This window comes from Mucilaginibacter sp., assembly GCF_041663085.1.
Lineage (GTDB): Bacteria > Bacteroidota > Bacteroidia > Sphingobacteriales > Sphingobacteriaceae > Mucilaginibacter.
Window position 1 is genome coordinate 1 of sequence record NZ_JBAZRC010000075.1, and the last position, 21,540, is coordinate 21,540.

Genomic DNA, 21,540 nt, shown 5'->3' on the forward strand with positions numbered 1-21,540 from the left:
AAAAACTACTTAAAGATAACCTGGCGTAACTTATTGAAAAACAAAAGTTTCACCATTATAAACATCGCCGGTTTGGCAGTTGGCATGGCCAGTGCTGCGCTTATACTTTTTTGGGTGCAAAACGAGGCGAGCTATGATAGTTTCCATGAGAAAAAAGACCGCCTGTACCAAATGTACAACCGGTCGAAAATTGAGGGGGAAATATGGGCCTGGGGCACTACCCCTAAACCTATGATGGCAACCCTTAAGCAGGATTACCCGCAGGTAGAACAGGCCACGCGTACTACACGGGCCAATTTTCTGTTTACTCTTAGTGATAAGCGCTTAACCCTCTCCGGCAATTTTACCGATCCCGACTTTCTGACCATGTTCAGTTTCCCGCTGGTACAGGGAAACCCTAAAACTGCTTTGAATGATATGAAAAGCATTGTGCTTACCGAAAAAACGGCTATAAAGCTGTTTGGTAACACAAATGCATTGGGTAAAACCATTAAAATAGACAGTGTTGACTACTTCACAGTAACCGGTGTAATGAAGGATCTGCCAAATAATACTCGGTTTGGCTTTGAGTACCTGATGACCTGGAAATACTGGGAAAAGATAAACGGTGGGGTTGATAAAAACTGGGGTAATAATTCCGTTCAAACGTATGCTTTGTTAAAATCAGGGGTAACCGAAGAATACTTTGATAAACAGGTGAAAAATATAACCCGTTCGCACTCTGACGTTAAGGATATCGATGTATTTGTACATCCGGCCGGTAAATGGAGGCTTTACTCGAAGTTTGAAAACGGTCAGATAGTAGGAGGCCGTATAACAACCATTAAACTATTCAGTATTATAGCTGCCTTTATATTGCTTATTGCCTGTATAAACTTTATGAACCTGAGTACCGCCCGCAGCGAGAAAAGAGCCAAAGAGGTAGGCATACGCAAAGTGGTTGGTGCCGGTAAAGGCAGCCTGATAGCGCAATTTATGGGCGAATCTGTGATGATAGCTTTACTTGCCGGTATTTTAGCGCTGGCAATAGTGCAAATATCCCTGCCCCCCTTTAACATCCTTACCGAAAAACAATTATTTATACCATTTGCCAGCCCTGTATTTTGGCTTATAGTGGTAACATTCATCCTGTTTACCGGTGTGGTATCCGGTAGTTATCCAGCTTTGTACCTGTCGTCATTTGCACCGGTAAAAGTATTAAAGGGCACATTTAAGGCTGCTAACGCGGCATTTTCGCCACGCAAAATTTTAGTTGTAACGCAGTTTACTTTTGCAATTGTGTTGATCATATCAACCATCATTGTACGCGAGCAGCTTGATTACGCGCAAAACCGCGATGTTGGCTATAAAAAGAATAACCTGGCGTATACATTTATACAGGGTACTATTGACAAAAATTACCAGCTTATCCGTAATGAGTTGATAACAAGTGGTGCGGCAACAGCCGTAACCAAAACCAGCGCGCCCATGACCGAAGGCTGGAGCGACTCTTGGGGGTTTGACTGGCAGGGTAAAGACCCTAATGCCAAAATAGACTTCAATATGTTTAACGTTGACGGTGATTTTAGCAAAACCATGAACCTTAAAATTGTTGAAGGACGCGATATCGATATCAAAACCTACCCTTCAGATTCATCGGCTATCATGATCAATGAAGCATCGCTTAAACTCATGAAGTTTAAGAACCCAATTGGACAGACCGTTATGAACGATGGAAAAAAACTTACCATTGTTGGCGTTGTTAAAGATTTTATCCTGCAATCACCGTATGAGCCTGTTAAACAAATGATCATCCAGGGGCCAAAGTCATGGTTTAATGTGATCCACTACAAACTAAATGAAAAAAACACCACAGCCGAGAATCTTAAACTGGCCGAGGCTGTGTTCAAAAAATATAATTCAGAGTACCCGTTTGAATACCATTTTGTTGACGAGGAGTACAACAAAAAATTCGCCGACGAACAACGCGTAGGTACACTTGCTTCGTTATTTGCAGGGCTAACCATATTTATATCATGCCTTGGTTTGTTTGGTTTAGCTACCTATATGGCCCAAAACCGCATTAAAGAGATTGGTGTACGTAAAGTATTGGGCGCATCGGTATTAGGTGTAACCACAATGCTGTCAAAAGATTTTCTGAAACTGGTTGGTATAGCGTTTTTAGTAGCTACGCCAATAGCCTGGTACGGTATGGAGCATTGGCTGCAAACCTATGCCTACCGTATAAATATCAGTGTGTGGGTGTTTGCTGTAGCCGCCTTTGTAACAACGCTGCTATCAATAGTAACGGTGAGTTTCCAGGCGGTTAAAGCTGCTTTGGCAAACCCGGTGAAGAGTTTACGCAGTGAGTAGGGTTTAGTAGAGTTTGGTTTAAAATTTAAGGTTATGATAAGGAACTATTTAAAAACGGCATGGAGAAATTTAATAAAGAATAAGTTTTATTCTATTATTAATATATCGGGCTTAACACTTGGTTTAGCGGTTGGCATCCTGATACTCTTATGGGTGCAGGATGAGCTGAGTTTTGATAGCTTCCATAAAAAAGGTGCTGATATTTACCGGGTCGAAATATTTGGCGGTACCGGTGCCAGCAGGCAAATATGGACAGTGGATGTTGCACCTATAGGCCCTTTAGCCAAACAGCAGTTACCCGAAGTTAAAGACCAGGTGCGCATAACAGGCAATTACATTTTCTCGCTATACAAGTATCAGGACAAAACTTTTGGGGATGAAAGAGTGGTGTTCGCAGACCCGTCGCTCTTTTCAATATTTGATTTCCCTGTTGTTCAGGGCAATGCGGCCAAACCTTTTACCGATGATAATTCTGTGGTAATAACCCGCAAAACAGCTAAGAAATTTTTTGGGGATGAAAACCCTATTGGTAAAGTAATAAGGGCGGACGGTAAAGTGAATTTTACGGTTAGCGGTGTCATAAACGATTTTCCTAAAAACTCGCGGATGGACTATGACATGATCATGCCGATGAGCTATCATATAAAGGATGCACTTGCTGATAACGTTGATGTAAACGGCAATTTTAGCAATTTTGGCTACGAAACCTACTTCCTGTTAAAACCGGGAACGTCATTAAAAACCCTTTCTGCCAAGCTATTCAATATCCATATTGCCCATAAGGCCGATGATACCGACGTAGAATACCTGTTGCAGCCCCTTGCGCAAATGCATTTATATAATGCCGATGGTACAAACAAAGGGATGGAAACCGTAAGGATCTTTATCATAATAGCGTTGGTAATATTGGTTATTGCCTGCATTAACTATGTTAATTTATCAACGGCGCGATCTATGTTGCGTGCGAAAGAGATAAGCATGCGCAAAATATTAGGTGCGGCAAAAGCCCACCTGTTTATACAATTCATCATTGAAACCGCTTTGCTGTTTTCATTAGCTACAGTTTTAGCTTTAGGGCTTATCAAAATAGTGATACCGGTATTTAACCAGGTTGCAGATAAACAACTTGTATTCGATCTTACCAACCTGCATGTTTGGTATATTATACTGCTCACCATACTTGGTACGCTGGCTGCTTCCAGTATTTACCCGGCCCTGATGCTTTCATCTTTTGAGCCGCTTAAAGCTTTGAAGGGTAAAATATCTGCTAAAATTGGCGATGTGATGTTTCGCAAGATATTGGTGGTTACCCAATTCTCATTTTCGGTATTATTAATTGTGGGCACATTGGTTATTACCAGCCAGCTAAATTTTATCCGGTCAAAACAGTTAGGGTATGATAAAAGCCACACGCTTGCTTTCTGGATGCGCGATATGGGTAAACATTATGATGCAGTACGCAACGAGTTATTGAAACAGCCCGGTGTGCTGAGCGTTACCCGCTCATCAGGAAACGTAATTAATAATGGCAGCATATCCGGTAGTAACGATTGGGACGGCAAGGCACAGGGCCAAACCTTTATTGTACACCCTTTAGCTATTGATAAAGATTTTATAGGTGCATTTAAAATGCAAATGGTGCAGGGTGCCGGTTTTACAGGCGCTGTTGCAGATTCCGCACACTTTATTTTAAACGAAACGGCTGTTAAAGAAGCGGGGATCAAAAACCCGATAGGCAAACGTTTTAAGATGTGGAAAACCGACGGGACAATAATTGGCGTTGTCAAAGATTTTCATTACGCATCAATGAAAGAAAAAATAGCGCCATCTGTATTTTACTACTTCCCTAATAACTTAAGCACTATCTATATTAAAACAACCGGCAAGGATGCACAAAAGGCCATCCGCGCAGCAGGGGAGCAGTTTAAACAATATAATGGCGAATACCCATTCAGTTATTACTTTTTAGACGATACATTTAACAGCCTGTATAAGGGCGAGCAGCAGCAGGGGGTATTGTTCAATTATTTTGCCGGTATAGCCATATTTATATCGTGCCTTGGCTTGTTAGGTTTAGCCGCTTATACCGCCCAGGTACGTACCCGCGAAATTGGTATACGTAAAGTGTTGGGCTCAAGCGTGAGTGGCGTAATCGGCCTTTTAGCTACCGATTTTATAAAGCTGGTATTAATAGCCATATTAATTGCATCACCTGTTGCATGGTATATGATGAATAACTGGTTGCAGGGATTTGCCTACAAAATAAACATCAGCTGGACAGTCTTTATATTAGCCGGTACAATATCAATATTGATAGCATTTATAACCATCAGTTTCCAGGCAGTTAAAGCTGCATTGGCAAACCCGGTAAAAAGTTTACGCTCAGAGTAGTGAAGAGGGGATTGTAGGGCATGAATTGTAGAATTTAGGTTTTAGTATTTTAGAATTTCAAAATCAACGGATATGTTTAAAAACTATTTAAAAATTGCCCTCCGTAACCTGCAAAAGCAGAAGCTTTACAGCTTAATAAACATTACAGGGCTTGCCGTTGGTTTGGCCGTATGTATGATGATTATGCTATACGTAACGCATGAAATGACCTACGACAGGTTCCATACCAATGCCAAACGGATCTACAAGCTCCAGGCCAATGTTAAAATTGGCGGCAACACCATGAATTTAAACTACATGAGTTATGCATCGGGCCCGTTGGTTAAACAAAGCCAACCCACCGTTGATGGCTACATGCGCACTTTAAATTATTATAAGCCAATATTAGTAAGCAACCCCTTAACCCCCGAAACCAAATACATTGAGCAAAAAGTTGTATTTGCCGACCCGGACTTCTTCAACTTTTTCACTTTTAAACTGGCATCGGGTAATGCTAAAGATGTACTTAGTAAACCGTTTTCGGTAGTGATATCAAAAGACATCGCTAAAAAATACTTTGGTGATGCCGACCCGGTTGGCAAAACCATCCGTTTAAAAACGGATAGTGCCTATACTTACCAGGTTACCGGCGTGGCCGAGAACGCGCTATCAAACACTTCTGTAGAGTATAATTTTGTAGCATCGGCAAGCAGCTTACTGGCTACTAAAGAGGCAAAAAAATATTTAGGGGAACAGCGCATTGCATCGGGTTCATTTAACCTGTTCCTGCTTTTAAAAGATGCGGCAGATACTGCCAAAACCCGTAAAGGTCTCCAGCAAATGGCCGATAAAGAAAAGTCGGACTTTGAGACCCATTATAAACTATCATCGATAGGCAGCCTGCACCTGGAAAATAACTGGGGCGATTCATCTAACCTTAAGTATCTCAAAATATTCCCCTTAGTGGCGGTATTAATATTACTGCTGGCTTTGGTAAATTACATGAGCCTTACCACCGCGCGTGCAACCCTGCGCGCCAAAGAGGTAGGGGTACGCAAGGTATCGGGCGCAAGCCGTAAAACCATAGCCGCGCAGTTTTATGTAGAGTCGGGTTTGTTTACCCTTTTATCTTTTATACTGGGCTATTTATTATGCTACGCGTTTAAGCCCTGGTTCCTGAATGTTTTGCAGTTAAAAATTGATAATTCGTTTTTATACAGTCCGCTTGTGCTGTTGCTTTTATTGGGGCTGCTGTTAATAACCGCCTTAATTTCAGGGATCTATCCATCGGTTGTTTTATCGTCATTTAAACCGGTTATCACCCTGAAGGGAAAAACAAGCAAACAAGCTGGCGGCACTATTGTGCGCAAGGTGTTCACAACGTTGCAGTTTGGTATTGCAGTAGGATTAATTATTTGCGGTGTAATTATAGACAGGCAGCTTTATTACCTGAGGCATGCCGATACCGGCTTAAACCGCGAAAATGTAGTTATGATACCCGTTGGCGCTAGCATAGGCCAAAACTACCAGGCATTTAATAAAGATGTACAGGCGCTTGCAGGTATAAGTAATGTTGGCACCTCGCACTACGCCATGTATGGCGGGTACGATATGTTGTTTATGGATGGTAAAACCAAGGACGAAAGCATTGCACTGCCGTCGCTTTCTGTTGATAATAAGTTTATAACAACCCTTGGTTTAGAATGGAAATTTGCCCCCCAACCAAACAAGCAGCTAACCGACAAATACACCGTCGTGATAAACGAAACCGCTATTAAAGATCTGCATCTGCCTGCCAACCCTGTTGGTAGCTTTATTAAAAATGGCAGCGACCGCTATGAGGTAGCCGGTGTTGTTAAGAATTTTAATTTTAGTTCGATGGAAAGCGCTATTGGCCCGCTGGGGTTATTAATAGCTTCTGATACCGCATCTGCCTGGGGCAGGGTGGGCTGTAACCTGTTTGCAAGGATAAAACCGCACACCAATGTACCGTCTATTATCGAGTCGATCCAAAACATCTACAAAAAGTACGACCAGGATACCCCGTTCAGCTACACCTTTATGGACGATGCCTTTGACAAGCAATACAAAGCCGAAGACAGGCTGGCATCTATTTTTGGTACGTTTACTTATATCACCATTATACTGGCTACCCTGGGGCTGTTTGGGCTGGCCGCTTTTACTATTGAGCAACGCAACAAAGAAATAGGCATCCGTAAAATATTAGGGGCAAGCATGGCAACCATTACCACCATACTATCAACAGATTTTTTAAAGCTTATCCTGTTATCGGTAATTATAGCATCGCCGGTTGCATGGTATGCCATGCATAACTGGCTGCAAAATTTTGCTTACCGCATCAGCATCCCGGTATGGGTGTTTTTATTCGCGGGGGCTATGGCATTACTAACAGCGGTATTAACAATAAGCTATCACGCCGTGAAAGCAGCGTTGGCAAACCCGGTAAAGAGTTTACGATCGGAATAATAGTAGAATCAAAAGGAAAGAGCCAAGAATCAAGAAAGCGATATGTTTATGTCTTGACTCTTGATTCTAACATCTTGACTCTCTACAAAAAACTGTATCATAACCGTACATGTACTGTTACACTTACGTACGTATTATACTAACTACAAACAACTTAAATACCTGATAGTAAATATTTTAAGTATGTGGCATTGGTTTTAAGTTTATTTAGTTAAACAACGTTGTTATGTTTAAGAACTATATAAAAACCGCCTTCAGGAGCCTTTATAAAAACAAGGGCTTTACTGCTATCAATATATTGGGGCTGGCTTTAGGCCTGGCCACCTGTTTGCTTATTGTATTTTACGTTGTTGATGAATTAAGCTACGACCGCTACAATACCAAAGCAGACCGTATCTACCGTGTAAACGAAGATCTTAAACTTGGCGAAAATAAAGTGCAATACGCGGTTGCCATGCCGCCGCTGGCCAAAACATTAAAAGCCGAATACAGCTATGTGGAAGATGCCACCAGGATAAAAAGGGCCGGTACCACCCATGTTAAAAAGGGCAGCATCAATATTGTGGAGAACAATGTAGCTTTTGCTGATGCATCTATATTTAATGTATTTACCTTACCCATGATAAGCGGCGACCCCAAAACCGCCCTGCTTGAACCCAGCACTGTTGTAATTACCGAAAGCATCGCCAAAAAATATTTTAATACCACAAACGCGGTGGGTAAATTCATCTTATTTAATGATAAGGAGAACTTTAAAGTAACCGGGGTTATTAAAGATATCCCTAAACAATCGCACTTTAACTTCGATTTTCTTGTATCGCTTGAATCATTCCCTGAAAGCCGCTCTAACGAATGGTTGAGGAGTGATTACAATACTTATGTATTATTAAAAAACGCTAAAGATCATGAAAAACTGGCCGCTAGTTTCCCTGCATTATTGCAAAAATTCAGCGGCTCGCAAATGCAATCAGAATTAGGGATGAGCGTAGCTCAATTTGAAAAGGGCGGTAGCTACTTCAGGATGAACCTTACCGCTTTAACAGATATCCACTTAAAGTCAAACCTTAGTGGCGAGTTAGGCCCAAACAGTACCACCCAATATGTTTACATATTTTCGGCCATTGCCCTGTTTATATTACTGATAGCCTGTGTAAATTTCATGAACCTGAGCACTGCCCGTTCATCAAACCGCTCGCGCGAGGTTGGCGTGCGTAAAGTTTTAGGCTCATCGCGCAAATATCTTATCTTTCAGTTCCTGGCCGAATCTATTCTGGTAACATTGGTTGCCACTGTAATAGCCGTAATTGCCGCATCAGCCATATTGCCATTTTTTAACCAGCTATCTGGCAAAGAAATAACGCTTACTATTGAGTCGCTTAAATGGCTGGTTCCGTCGTTACTGGCCGTTGTTTTAGTAGTTGGCTCATTAGCCGGTTCATACCCGGCCTTCTTTTTGTCAGCTTTCCAACCCATTGATGTGCTGAAAGGTAAACTATCCGCCGGGTTTAAAGGCGGTGGCTTACGCAGCTTTTTGGTTGTTTTCCAGTTTTTTGTATCCATACTGCTAATAATTGGTACGCTGGTTATTCGTAATCAGTTAAACTTTATACAAACCAAAAACCTGGGTTATAACCGTAACCAGGTGCTGATCGTGAAAAACTCGGGCGAGTTAAACCAGCAGGCAAAAGTATTTAAGCAGGAACTTGCCAATTTACCGGGAGTAAAAAGCACCACCATGACGGGCTTTTTACCAACCAACGGCTGGAGGAATACCCGTATTTATTATAAAGACGCCACCTACGACCAGAAGAAATCTCTATTTCCGCAAAGCTGGGAGATTGATGCCGATTACATACCTACCATGGATATGAAGATGGCTGCCGGCCGTAATTTCTCAAAAGAAATGCAGAGCGACTCTTCTGCCATCATCATTAATGAGGCTGCGGCTAAATTCCTAGGCTTTGCTGACCCGGTAAACAAAATAGTTTACCAGTCCTTAGGTGGCGACCGTAAAGACGGCGCGCCAAATGTTAAAGAATGCCATATAGTTGGTGTGGTTAAAGACTTCCATTTTAACTCGTTGCGCGAAAAAATTGAGCCGATGGTACTAACTTACGGCCAAAACGCCGGGGCCTTAGCCATACGTGTCAGTCCTTCAAATATCAGCAGCCTTATGGCGCAGATAAAAGATAAATGGAACCAGTTATCGCCTAATGTGCAGATCGATTATTCATTTATGGATCAGGACTTTGATGCCTCGTACAGATCAGAGCAGCGCATAGGGCAGATCTTCGTCATTTTTACATCCTTGGCCATTATCATTGCCTGCCTTGGTTTGTTTGGTCTGGCTGCTTACGCTGCCGAGCAGCGCACTAAAGAAATTGGTATCCGTAAAGTGTTGGGTGCCGATGTAAGCGTAATTGTAGCCATGTTATCAAAAGATTTTATAAAGCTTGTTTGTATCGCTATAATTATTGCATCGCCATTTGCATGGTATGTAATGAATAAATGGCTGCAGGATTTTGCTTACCGTACCACCATACAGTGGTGGGTAATTGCATCGGCAGGAGCAGGGGCATTGGTAATAGCGTTTATTACCATCAGCTTTCAATCTATAAAAGCGGCGCTGGCAAACCCGGTAAAGAGTTTACGGAGCGAGTAGGGAATAGTGGCACCGGTGAGTTGCAGCAACAGGATTTAGCATTTTAAAATATCCGGTTATGTTTAAAAACTTTTTAAAAGTGATGTTTCGTAGCCTTACTAAGAATAAGGCCTACAGCTTTCTGAATATTTTTGGCCTTGCCATAGGTATTACCTGCGCCGCCCTTATTTTTTTATGGGTAGAGAATGAGGTAAGCTATGATGCCGTCCACGTAAAAAAAGACAGGCTTTACATAGCCCGCGAGAACCAGAAATACGACACCTACGTATTTACGCATCAGTCCACACCCGGTGTAATGGGCCCGGCTATACAGGCCGAAATACCAGGTGTAGCAAACGTTTGCCGTGCCAGTGAAGGCACGGCATCATTATTATACTCGTATAACAATAAACCTTTGTTTGCCGGCACGCTATACGCCGAGCCATCATTGTTTAATATGTTTACGTTGCCTTTTGTAGAGGGTAATGCGGCATCGGCTTTTACACAACTTCATTCGGTGGTCATCACCCAAAAAACAGCTGTTAAATTTTTTGGCACCGATAAAAATGTACTTGGTAAAAATATAAGGGTTGATAACAAACAGGATTATACCGTTACCGGTGTTTTAAAAGATATCCCGGCAAACTCCAGCGTACAGTTTGAGTGTGTTATGCCATTCCAGATCTATTGGGATAAAAGTCCGTGGTTAAAAAGCTGGGGTAATAATTCATTAACTACCTACATCGAGCTAAAACCCGGCGTCGACCCCAAAAGCGTGGATAAGCAATTGTATGGCTTTATACAAAAACGCGAGCCCCAAAACCTTGGCCACGTATTTTTATTTGGGATGAACGACTGGCACCTCTATGATGATTTTAAAGATGGTGTTAAAACCGGCGGCGGCCAGATAGAGTACGTTCGCCTGTTTAGTGTTATAGCCTGGATCATCATATTTATAGCCTGTATCAACTTCATGAACCTTGCTACCGCCCGCAGCGAAAAGCGCGCCCGGGAGGTAGGGGTGCGTAAAGTACTTGGCGCAGGTAAAAAATCGCTTGCCATGCAATTCATAGGCGAGGCGTTGTTCATGTCATTTATTGCGGCTGTTTTAGCTGTTATTTTAATGACAGCGGTACTGCCTGCATTTAATATGCTGGTGCAAAAACAGCTTACCATAGGCTTTGATAACGTTTACCATGTTTTAGCATTGTTAGGGCTTACTTTAGCTTGTGGTTTAATAGCGGGTAGCTACCCATCGCTGTACCTGTCATCATTTAATCCGGTTGCCGTATTAAAAGGCCTTAAACTTAAAGATAGCAGCGCGGCCTATATCCGTAAAGGGTTGGTGGTAATGCAGTTCAGCGTTTCGGTTGTGTTGATCATCAGTACGGTTATTGTGTATCAGCAAATACAGCACATCAAGAGCAGGCAACTTGGTTTTGATAAAGATAAACTGCTTGAAATTGGCTTGCAGGGCGATATGGCCAAAAACTATATCCCCATAAAACAGGATCTGTTAAACTCGGGCTTTGTACAAAGCGTGGCCTTGTCTGATCATTCAATTATCTACGGCGGCAACAATACATCGGGCATGACCTGGGATGGCAAAGCCCCGGGTTCAGAAATACTGATCTCACAACGATACGTTACCCCCGAATTTTTCGAAACATCGGGCCTTAAGGTTTTAGAAGGCCGCAACATTGCAGAAATAGATACTGCCTCTAAACCTATTGCTATGGTTGTTACACAAAGCCTGGCAAAATTAATGGGTGGTAAAGGCAGCGCCCTGGGTAAACGCATCCATTATAATGGGGACACCACATCGGCAGTGGTGGTTGGTGTGGTAAATGATTATGTATATGGCAACATGTACGGCAAGCCAGATCCGGTTATGTTTTTTAGCAGTGCACCCAAAAACACACAGGTGATGTACGTGAAAATTAAAGCGCAGCAACCAGTTGAAGCTTCATTAGCTGCAATACAAGATGTACTTAAAAAAGATAACCCCACCTACCCGTTTGAATACCGCTTTGTTGACGACCAGTTTAACCAAATGTTTTTAAGCGAGATGCTGGTGGGCAAACTCTCAAGGGTATTTGCCGCATTGGCTATCATCATATCATGCCTGGGCTTGTTTGGTTTGGCCGCCTACACCGCCGAGCGCCGGATAAAAGAAATAGGCATCCGTAAGGTGTTGGGCGCCAGCGTATCGGGTATTGCAAGCCTGTTATCCAAAGATTTTTTACAACTGGTTATTATATCGTGCATCATAGCATTCCCGGTGGCATACTGGGCTATGCAAAACTGGCTTAAAACCTATCAATACCATATAGATATACAATGGTGGGTGTTTGCTGTAGCTGGTATCAGCGCAATGATTATAGCGGTTGTTACTATCAGTTTTCAATCTATAAAAGCGGCACTGGCCAACCCGGTAAAGAGCTTAAGGAGCGAGTAAGGTTGGTGATTATTGCCTTCGATTTTAGGATTTAGAGTTTAGAATTTAAGCATTATGATACAGAATTATTTAAGGAGTGCCATACGTAATATTACCAGGCATAAATTTATCTCATTTATTAACATCTTTGGCTTAACAACGGGTTTAACCTGTTGTATGCTTATCCTGATATATATTGTTAATGAATTAAGCTACGATAAGTTTAATACCAATGTTAATGATATATACCGGGTAACACGAAGCTTTAATACCGCCGATGGTGTTCAATCCCTTCATTTAGGTGCTATAGCACCGCCTTTTGGCCCTTTGCTTAAAAATGAATTTCCCGATATAAAAAAGGTAACCCGCATATTCCCGAACGGGAGTGTTGTTATTCGCTATAAGGATAAGTTGCTGACAGAAGAGGGCTCATATTTTGCTGATGAGAACTTTTTTGATTTTTTCACCATCAAAACCCTAAAAGGCAACCCACGTACTGCTTTAACCGATCCGTTTTCTGTTGTGATGACCGCAGAAATGGCCCGTAGATACTTTGGTAATGAAGACCCTATAAATAAAGAGATAAGGGTAAGCAACCAGTTTAATTTTAAGGTTACAGGGATATACGAACCATTCCCGCCTAACGCCCAGATGCATCCCCAAATGCTATTTTCTTTCAATACATTAAAGGATAACAGCGTTTACGGCGAAAAGCAATTGCAAACCAGTTGGAGCAACAATGCATTCTTTACCTACCTGCTGATGCCTAAAGGTTATAATATTGATCGTGTGGCATCATTATTACCGGCATTTTTAGATAAGTATGTACATGCCCCGGGGGAATCCGGTAATTCGCACGAATCTAAAAACAGCCAGTTGCACATCCAAAGGCTGGCAGATATTCACCTGCACTCGCACCTGGATGATGAGATAGAGCAAAATGGCGACATCAAACAGGTTTATATATTTTCGGCTATCGCGCTTTTTATTTTGCTGATAGCTTGTATCAATTATATGAACCTCTCAACTGCACGGTCAACCATAAGGGCAAAAGAAATAGGGATCAGAAAAGTGGTTGGTGCACCACGAAAAGAAATAATAGTACAGTTTTTAAGCGAATCGGTACTAATAACCTGCTTTTCGATGGTATTGGCGCTTGTGTTCACTGCTATGCTCATCCCATTGGTTAATAATCTCTCGGGCCTTAACCTGGCTTTTAATTACCTGTATCAGCCACAAATTTTGTTGTCTGTAATAGCGCTACCATTTGTTGTGGGGCTTATCAGCGGTATTTATCCGGCTGTTTTTATGTCGTCATTTAAACCTGTTAAGGTATTAAAAGGTATATTAAAGGTAGGCGCCGGTAATGTTTCCTTCCGCAAAGTACTGGTTGTGTTACAATTCTCTATTTCTATTATTTTAATAGTGGCAACAACCGTTGTTTTCCAGCAATTAAATTATATCCAGCATAAATCGCTTGGTTTTGATAAAGACCACATCATCACCATGGGTAACCCTTTCTCAAACAGCCAGTTTGAAACCTTTAGAAACGAGGTTAAGAAAAACCCCGACATAAAAGAACTGAGCCGTTCTTCGCGTATCCCATCCGGTCGTTTGCTTGATAACTCGGGGATATCTGTTTTTAAAGGCGATGAATTGCAGCAGGTTAATGCCGACGTAAAATGCATAAATGCCGACCAAACCTTCATCCCAACCTATGGCATGAAAATGGCCGCCGGCCGCAATTTTTCGCGTGATTTTAGTACCGACAGTAACAACTATGTAATAAATGTGGCTACAGTAAAGGCCTTAGGCTGGAATACCCCCGAAAACGCAGTAGGACGTGACTTGAGTTACGGCGGGGTAAAAGGGAAAGTTATTGGCGTGGTGAGCAATTTTCATTTCGAATCGCTGCATCAAAATATTATCCCTTTGTTAATGCAAATGCCATCGTTTGACAATCACAACTATCGTAAGCTCTCTATTAAAATTGGCGGTGCCAATATTAGCCGGGCTGTAAATACTATTCAGCAAGCATGGCGCAAGTCACAGCCCGAAGTGCCGTTTGCGTATACATTTTTGGATGAACGGTTTCAGAAACTATATAACAGCGAGCAACGGCAGGGCAATTTATTCACCATATTTTCGGGCATAGCCATATTTATTGCTTGCCTGGGCTTATTCGGCTTGTCGGCATTTACCATAACCCAACGAATGAAAGAAATAGGTGTGCGCAAAGTACTGGGGGCAAGCATCCGCCAAATTGTAACCGAACTATCCAAAGACTTTTTAAAACTGGTACTGATAGCATCATTAATTGCCTTACCAATATCCTGGTACGCCATGAATACGTGGCTGCTTGATTTCGCCTTCCGTATCAGCATACAATGGTGGGTACTGGTTTTGGCTGGTTTTATTGCAGTGGTAATAGCCTTCGCCACTATTAGTTTCCAATCAATAAAAGCAGCACTGGCAAACCCTGTTAAAAGCTTACGTAGTGAGTGATTTATTATTAATTAACCGGCTATCATCTTTGATTTAGATAAAGTATCATGATAAAAAATTATTTAAAAACAGCCTGGCGCAACATATTACACAACAAGTTTTACGCCGCTATAAACGTAGCTGGTTTAACAGTAGGCCTTGTTGTTGGCCTGTTTATGCTGCTTTGGGTGCAGGATGAACTGAGCTTTGATAAATTCAATAAAAATGCCACCAATATCTATAAGGTGGGCATTGTGGGCGGTACGGGCATCAGCAAACAGATCTTTAATAATATCATAGCTCCGGTAGCACCTTTCGCAAAAAGCGAGATCCCCGAGGTTAAGGATGCGGTGCGCATTATGCCGCTTGGCGACGCGCCGTTTAAATATAAAGACAAGGTATTTTACGAAACCAACTTTGCCTTTGTAGATCCATCGTACTTTACGATGTTTGATTTTAACCTTATAAAAGGCGATAAACGTAACCCTTTCCCCGATAATAGTTCAATAGTTATAACCGAAGGCACTGCTAAAAAGTACTTTGGCAGCGAAGACCCGATTGGCAAAGTAGTAATAACCGGACAGGACGAGCAAAACAAAGTTACCGGCGTAATAGCCGATTACCCCGCCAATTCTACCTTCCAATACCATGTGTTAATGCCTGCCTCAAGGTTTAACTATCTGGCTTACGTAAAAAACAAAAAAAGTTACGATAACAAAACCGTGGTATCATCTATGGATGCCGATTGGACAAACTTTGGTTTTCAAACATATCTATTGGTAAAAGGCAATATAAATACTGCTGCGCTAGAGAGAAAATTACAGGTAATACATGAGCGCAACAAGCCCGATGATGCGCCGGTACCATACCTCACTCAGCCATTGCTTAAAATGCACCTTTACAAAGCAGATGGAACGGACGGCGGTTTTTCAACTGTACGTACTTTTGCTATAGTTGCTTTAATGATACTGGTGATTGCCTGTATCAACTATGTAAACCTTTCAACCGCGCGTTCAATGCTGCGTGCAAAAGAGGTGAGCATGCGTAAAATTATAGGTGCGGGTAAGCTGCAGCTTTTTGTTCAGTTTATGATAGAGACTGCCTTGCTGTTTGTAATAGCGGCAGTGTTTGCTTTTATCCTGATGTACGTGTTGTTGCCATATTTTAACCAGTTTTCGGGTAAACAGATTGCCTTCGATCTTCAAAATTATAATATCTGGGTATGCATTGCGGCAACCTTATTGGGTACACTGGCTGCTTCAAGCATTTACCCGGCGCTGCTGTTGTCATCATTCGAGCCATTAAAAGCACTTAAGGGCAAAGTATCTATTGGTATTGGTAATGTTGCTTTCAGGAGGGTGCTGGTTGTGGTGCAGTTCGCGGTATCCATAGTACTTATCATCGGTACGTTGGTTATTAGTAACCAGTTAAGTTTTATCCGCAATAAAAACCTGGGGTACGATAAAGAGAACATTTTATCCTTCAGTTTGCGTGCTGATATGCCAAAGCATTTTGATGTGATAAAGAACGAACTGCTAAAAAACCCTGCAATACTGGCGGTAACACGCGCTGGGCGCAATATTGTTACTGATGGCAGCTCTACCGGCGATAACGACTGGGATGGTAAACCGGCAAACTCAAACATGTGGTTTAACCAGATCTATGCGGATAAAGACATGATCCCTTTTTTTAAAATGAAGGTTATTGAAGGCGCCAACTTTACCGGTACCGTTGCCGATTCGGCACACTTCCTGATCAATGAAACTGCCGTAAAAGAAATGGGACTTAAAGCGCCGGTTATAGGTAAACGCCTGCGCATACAAGCCAGGCCGGGCACTATTATAGGGGTTGTTAAAGACTTTAATTTTACAACCGTGCATAAAAAAATAGAACCTGCTGTGTTTCAGTATCAGCCCGATTATTGCTGGCGCGTATATATCAAAACAACCGGCCGCGATGCGCAAAAGGCAATTGCAGCCGCCCAAATACAGTGGAAACGGTATAACAATGATATCCCTTTCAACTACGCGTTTTTAGATGAAAGCTATACCAAACTATATACTACCGATCAAAAACAGGGCTCGTTGTTTAACCTGTTCTCGGCAATAGCTATCATTATATCATGCCTGGGCTTGTTTGGCCTGGCTACCTATTCGGCGCAGGTAAAAACAAGAGAAATAGGGATTCGAAAGGTGCTTGGCGCAAGCGTAGCCAAGATCATAGGCCTGCTGGCCACCGAGTTTATGGTACTGATTATTGTAGCGCTTATTATCGCCATGCCGATAGCCTGGTTTGCCATGAACAGTTGGTTACAGGATTATGCCTACAAAATAAACATAGGCTGGGTTGTATTCCTGTTTGCAGGCGGTGGTGCAACACTTATTGCCCTGGCGACAATCAGCATACAATCTATAAAAGCGGCACTGTCCAACCCTGTTAAAAGCTTACGTAGTGAATAAAATATATAGATAACCTAAATCTTATCACAATGATTAAAAACTATATAAAAATTGCCTGGAGAAACCTGATCAGGAACAAGGGCTTTTCGTTAACCAACATATTGGGCCTTACTATAGGCATGACCTGTACCATCTTTATTTTTTTATGGGTGAAAGATGAGGTGGCCTTTGATAAGTTCCATACCAATCACGACAATATTTACCAGGTGATGGCTACGCGCGATTTTAAGCCAACCATTTTTACCGACCCTAACATGGTGCTGCCGTTGGCTAAAGCATTGGATGGTGGTAACCCGAATATTGTAAGAACAGTTGTTACTTCGCATCAGGAATCGCACCTGGTGGAGTACAACAACATTAAGCTTAAAAAAGACCTATACGTAGCGAGCGAGCAGTTTTTTAACATCTTTACCTTTAAAGTACTTAAAGGCAACCCTGCCGAAGCCTTAAAGGACCCAAAATCCATCATCATAACAGAGTCGGCCGCTAAAGCATTTTTTGGCAACGACGAGCCCATGAATAAAATGGTAAGGATAGATAACCAGCAAAGCTTTAAAATAGCTGCCGTTTTAGCCGACCCTCCGGGCAACTCTACCTTTAAATTCGATTTTATAGAGCCGTTTGATTATACATCAGATTATGTAAAGAACCGCATGAAAGAATGGGGAGGCTCGTCGCATAACGTGTTTGTGCAAACCACGCCTAACGCCAACATGGCTGCCATCGATAAATACATCGATAAGGTAAAGCATGATCATTCTAAGGGTGATAAAATAAGCACCTACTATACCTTCCCCATGAATAAATGGCACTTATACAGCGAATGGAAGGATGGCAAAAACGTAGGGGGGATGATAGAGTATGTACGCATGTTTACCATTATAGCCATTATTATATTGCTTATTGCCTGCGTAAATTTCATGAACCTGAGTACCGCCCGCTCAGAAAAACGCGCCAAGGAGGTAGGTATCCGTAAAACTTTAGGCTCTGATAAAAAACAGCTCATCACGCAGTTCTTCTTTGAATCTATCATACTGGCGCTCATCGCATTTGTACTGTCGGTAATAACGGTGTATTTAATGATGCCGCTATTCAATTCGTTGGTGAACAAGAACCTGCACCTGAATATTATTGAGCCTTTCTTTATCGTCGGGTCTATCGCCATTATCCTGTTTACAGGCATCGTAGCGGGCAGTTACCCTGCTCTGTACCTATCGTCGTTTAACCCGGTTAAGGTGTTAAAAGGCACGTTTGCTGCCGGTAAAGCGGCTGTATTACCAAGGCGCATCCTGGTTGTTGGGCAGTTTGTAATGTCGATACTACTCATATCAGCCACCATCATTGTTTATCAGCAAATACAGCATATCAAAGATCGCAGCATTGGGTACAATCCTAATAACCTTGTTATGGTGCCGTCATCAAACGATATTGATAAAAGTTATGCCGCCATTAAGCAGGACCTGCTTAACACAAACCTGGTAAGCGCGGTAACCCGCACATCATCACCTATAACAGAGATCTGGTGGAAGTCGGGCTCGCCGGATTACGACGGGAAAGCAGCCAACGGCGATATTATCTTTTCGGGCCTAAATGCCGATGTTGATTTTACAAAAACCATGGGTATTAAGATAATACAGGGCCGCGACTTTAAGCAAACACCCGGCGATTCGGCAGTGATGCTGCTGAATAAAGCCGCAGTTGAAGCTATGAAGTTAAAGAACCCGGTAGGCATGGAAATGCGCTATGGCAAAAAGTATACCGTTGCAGGGGTGATAGATAACGTGGTTATGGCATCGCCGTATGACCCTGTAGAACCGCTGATGATCTATTACGACCCAAATAGTTCGAGCATGGTTAACGTACGCTTTAAAGATGGTGTAAACCCACAGGCGGGCATAAAGGCTATGGAGCCTATTTTCAAAAAATACAATCCGCAGAATTTATTTGAATACCGCTTTGTAGACCAGGAGTTCGGCAAAAAATTCGTTACCGAGGAATTGATCAGTCGCATTACCAACATATTTGCAGGGCTGGCCATATTTATATGTTGTATAGGCCTGGCAGGGCTGGCATCCTTTACCATAGAGAAACGTTTCCGCGAGATAGGTGTACGTAAAGTAATGGGCGCAACTGTACAGCAACTCTTAATGCTCATATCAACCGAGTTTTTAAAGCTGGTTGCCATAGCCTTTTTAATAGCCGTGCCTTTAACCTGGTATTTAATGAATAACTGGCTGCAAAAATATGCCTACCATATTACTATCAGTATTTGGCTTTTTGCAGCTGTAGGGGCATTGATATTGTTTTTAACGCTGATAGTAGTAAGCCTTAATACCATGCGGGCGGCTACGGCAAATCCGGTTAAAAGCTTGCGTAGCGAATAATTGCCTGATAGTCCATTGTCGATAGGTAATCTATAGACAATGGACATTAAAATGAAACTATTAACTGAAAACTATATGCTAAAAAACCACTTCAAACACGCGTGGAGGAATTTTTGGAAACACAGGGCAACGGGCTTTATTAATATAGCCGGTTTATCTGTTGGTATGGCTGCTGCAGTGCTCATATTTATATGGGTACAAAACGAATTAAGCTTTGATAAGCACGAGCCCGATGCCGCTAATATCTTCCGGATAAAAAACTATCTGTCGTTAGATAAAACTACTACCTGGATATGGGAAGCTTCGCCTTATCAGGTTGGGGAGGCAGTTAAAAAACAATTGCCCGAGGTAGAAACTGTAGCCCGTATAATGCCGGTAACCTACGAGCCTGTTTATTTTAACATTAATGGTGCGTTTTTCCCAGAAGAAAAAGCGGCTTATGTTGATGAGAAATGGTTTGATATATTTAAAAGTGATTTTATAAGCGGTAACACCACTGCATTTAATCAGCACCCGTTTAGCATCATATTGTCAGAAAGCAAAGCGAAAAAATATTTTGCTAACCAGGATGCGATAGGGAAGACTATCAAAATAGATTCCAACAACTACCAGGTGCAGGCCATTATAAAAGATGCCCCTGCAAATTCAAGTTTTAAATTTGATGCTTACATCCCGGTTGCAGCAAGGTTTATGGATGCAAATGGGCGTAAGAACATGCTACAATGGGGTAATTTTAATTACCTTACCTTTTTAAAAATACGCCCGGGCACAAACCTTAAAACAGTTTCCGGCAAAATTAAAGGCATACTCGAAGCTAACCGGAAGGAAAAGAACCTTGCGATTGGTTTAACGCCTTTAACTTCACTCCATTTTGAAAATGATCTGCAACATTCAAGCATCATACACGGCGATAAAAAAGTAGTTTACATATTTGTTGTCCTTGGCGTGTTATTATTGCTTATAGCCTGCATCAATTATGTTAACCTTACTACGGCAAGGGCAAGTTTAAGGGCAAAAGAGGTGAGCGTTAAAAAAATTGTTGGGGCCGATAGGTCACAGCTTTTTATGCAGTTTGTAGCCGAGTCGGCATTGGTGAGCGTTATGGCACTTATATTAACCATAATTATTGTTACAGCATGCCTGCCATCATTCAACAGCTTTACTGATCGTAATTTTTCGTTATCGGTAACCTCCGGTTATCTATGGATAATACTGCTGGCTACACTGCTCGGTACAATTGTTTTAAATAGTATTTACCCGGCCTTACTGTTATCGTCATTTAAGCCCTTAAATACTTTTAGGGGCACAAGTGTGCTGCGTTTAAAAGATGTTGCGTTGCGCAAAGCGCTGGTTGTAGTGCAGTTCACCTTCTCTATATTTTTAATTGTAGGGGTAATAACCATATACCGCCAGTTAGCATTTATCCGCAACCATAACCCGGGGTATAACCGCGAGCAGGTAATGTCATTCGATGTGTCATACAACCTGATAAAAAAACATAACGATAAACAGCAGGCAACCTTTATGACCACCATTAAACAAAGCCTGTTATCGCAAGCCGCTATTGAGTCTGTTTCGCTCACCAATTTTGAATCGGTACTTAACAACAATAGCTCATCATCAGGCAGCAGTAACGATTGGGATGGCCGCCCGACGGACTTTGTGCCACCCATTACATTTATGAGTGTTGATTATGATTATACAAATATTGTAAACCTTAAAATGGCCATAGGCAGATGGTTTTTGCAGGGTAATTCAGATAAACACAATGTTATATTGAACGAGACCGCTGCCCGCGAATTTAACCTGCACAAACCCTACGTAGGCCAACGTTTTATAGCACAAGGCGATACCGGGCGTGTAATAGGTATTGTTAAGGATTTTAACTTCCGCAGCTTCCATGAAAAAATAACCCCGCTGGTTATA

9 protein-coding genes are annotated in these 21,540 nt (G+C 42.0%); all 9 read left to right on the plus strand.

Features of this window, described 5'->3' with window-relative positions:
• The coding region (locus tag WC615_RS14150; protein ID WP_372978741.1) for an ABC transporter permease at positions 1-2,352 on the plus strand (2,352 nt) is incomplete at its 5' end.
• A gap of 33 nt (positions 2,353-2,385) precedes the next feature.
• Entirely contained in the window at positions 2,386-4,743 is a 2,358-nt protein-coding gene (locus WC615_RS14155; RefSeq protein WP_372978742.1) for an ABC transporter permease, read from the plus strand.
• Between the two features lie 72 nt (positions 4,744-4,815).
• On the plus strand, positions 4,816-7,209 hold the full coding sequence (locus WC615_RS14160; RefSeq protein WP_372978743.1) for an ABC transporter permease: 2,394 nt from the start codon (positions 4,816-4,818) through the stop codon (positions 7,207-7,209).
• 226 nt (positions 7,210-7,435) lie between these two features.
• Positions 7,436-9,871 (plus strand): ABC transporter permease, encoded by a 2,436-nt coding sequence (locus WC615_RS14165; protein ID WP_372978744.1) that lies wholly within the window; start codon positions 7,436-7,438, stop codon positions 9,869-9,871.
• A 58-nt stretch (positions 9,872-9,929) separates the two neighbouring features.
• Positions 9,930-12,308 (plus strand): ABC transporter permease, encoded by a 2,379-nt coding sequence (locus WC615_RS14170; protein WP_372978745.1) that lies wholly within the window; start codon positions 9,930-9,932, stop codon positions 12,306-12,308.
• Positions 12,309-12,362: 54 nt separating this feature from the next.
• The gene (locus tag WC615_RS14175) at positions 12,363-14,792 is read left to right on the plus strand and encodes an ABC transporter permease (protein ID WP_372978746.1); all 2,430 of its coding nucleotides are present in this window, start codon (positions 12,363-12,365) and stop codon (positions 14,790-14,792) included.
• Positions 14,793-14,839: 47 nt separating this feature from the next.
• Positions 14,840-17,230, plus strand: coding sequence for an ABC transporter permease (locus WC615_RS14180; protein WP_372978747.1), 2,391 nt, complete (start codon positions 14,840-14,842; stop codon positions 17,228-17,230).
• Positions 17,231-17,259: 29 nt separating this feature from the next.
• Complete coding sequence (locus WC615_RS14185; RefSeq protein ID WP_372978748.1) at positions 17,260-19,614, plus strand: ABC transporter permease; 2,355 nt, start codon at positions 17,260-17,262, stop codon at positions 19,612-19,614.
• Positions 19,615-19,653: 39 nt separating this feature from the next.
• A partial coding sequence (locus WC615_RS14190; RefSeq protein ID WP_372978749.1) for an ABC transporter permease occupies positions 19,654-21,540 on the plus strand: 1,887 nt, incomplete at its 3' end.